The organism is Streptococcus parasanguinis (assembly GCF_001578955.1).
GTDB classification, from domain to species: Bacteria; Bacillota; Bacilli; order Lactobacillales; family Streptococcaceae; genus Streptococcus; species Streptococcus parasanguinis_U.
The window spans coordinates 152241-153895 of record NZ_KQ969691.1 but is presented as its reverse complement, the minus strand read 5'-3'; the positions used below and the strand labels follow the sequence as shown (position 1 = coordinate 153895).

General features: G+C 48.3%; 2 protein-coding genes. One reads left to right on the top strand and one right to left on the bottom strand.

The features are described 5' to 3' along the window. The first annotated feature begins 36 nt into the window (after positions 1-36). Positions 37-1278 (top strand): aminopeptidase, encoded by a 1242-nt coding sequence (locus SPADD19_RS07540; protein WP_061455688.1) that lies wholly within the window; start codon positions 37-39, stop codon positions 1276-1278. Between the two features lie 100 nt (positions 1279-1378). Here SPADD19_RS07540 and SPADD19_RS11750 read toward each other — a convergent pair whose 3' ends face one another. Further along, positions 1379-1594 carry a hypothetical protein gene (locus tag SPADD19_RS11750; RefSeq protein ID WP_128861613.1) on the bottom strand — a complete coding sequence of 72 codons (216 nt, stop codon included), beginning with the start codon at positions 1592-1594 and terminating at the stop codon, positions 1379-1381. Positions 1595-1655 lie beyond the last annotated feature (61 nt).

Here is a 1655-nt window from a genome sequence, read left to right as displayed (position 1 = left end):
CTAGGAGGAGATCATTCACTTATGAAGGAGAAAACAATGGTTTTACCAAATTTTAAAGAAAACCTCGAAAAATACGCTAAATTATTGGTTGCGAACGGTATCAACGTGCAACCTGGCCATACCTTGGTCTTGAACATCGATGTGGAACAAAGAGAATTGGCCCACTTGATTGTGAAGGAAGCCTATGCCTTGGGGGCACATGAAGTGATCATCCAATGGGCAGATGATTTTACTACCCGTGAAAAATTCCTCCATGCACCGATGGATCGCTTGGACAACGTACCTGACTACAAGATTGCAGAGATGAACTACCTCTTAGACCACAAGGCTAGTCGCTTGGGTGTGCGCTCGTCTGATCCAGGTGCCTTAAATGGTGTTGATGCAGAGAAGCTTTCTGCCTCAGCTAAGGCTTTGGGCATGGCCATGAAACCAATGCGCATCGCCACTCAATCTAACAAGGTCAGCTGGACAGTTGCTGCTGCAGCAGGTTTAGAATGGGCGAAAAAGGTCTTCCCAAATGCGGCGAGCGATGAAGAAGCAGTGGATCTCCTGTGGGATCAAATCTTCAAGACTTGTCGAGTGTATGAGGAAGATCCCGTCAAGGCTTGGGAAGAGCATGCAGCTATTCTCAAGAGCAAGGCAGATACACTAAATAAGGAACAATTCTCAGCTCTTCATTACACAGCACCTGGAACGGACTTGACTCTTGGCTTGCCGAAGAACCACGTCTGGGAATCTGCCGGAGCTATCAATGCCCAAGGTGAAGGTTTCTTGCCAAATATGCCGACAGAAGAGGTCTTCACAGCTCCTGACTTCCGTCGTGCAGAAGGCTATGTCACCTCTACAAAACCGCTTAGCTACAATGGAAACATCATCGAAGGCATCAAAGTGACCTTTGAAAATGGAGAAATTGTGGATATCACAGCTGAAAAAGGCGATCAAGTCATGAAAGATTTGGTCTTCAAAAACAAGGGAGCGCGTGCCTTGGGTGAATGTGCCCTCGTACCAGACCCAAGCCCAATTTCACAGTCAGGCATCACCTTCTTTAACACTCTCTTTGATGAAAATGCCTCTAACCACTTGGCCATCGGAGCAGCCTATGCAACCAGCGTAGAAGGTGGTGCAGAATTCACAGAAGAAGAACTCGAAGCAGCCGGCCTCAACCGCTCAGATGTTCACGTCGACTTCATGATCGGCTCAAGCCAAATGGATATCGACGGCATCCGAGAAGACGGCACCCGCGTCCCAGTCTTCCGCAACGGAGATTGGGCAATATAGGGAGCAGGACAGAAATCGGTAGACGCAGTCTCAATTTCGTAGTCCTGCCCCCGCACAGTTGAATAGGAAGTACGAGTACCGTAGGTAGGAGTAGTTCCAATCAACCACTGCGCCAAGAGACAGAAATCAGTAACTCGAAGAGTTTGATTTCGTAGTTTTGCCCCCGCACAGTTGAATAGGAAGTACGAGTACCGTAGGTAGGAGTAGTTCCAATCAACCACTGCGCCAAGAGACAGAAATCGGTAGACGCAGTCTCGATTTCGTAGTCCTGCCCCCGCACAGTTGAATAGACTGGACGAAGAACCGAAAGGTTCAAGTATCGTCAATCAACCCCTGCGCCGAGAGACAGAAATCGGTAGACGCAGTTTCGTAAAAAA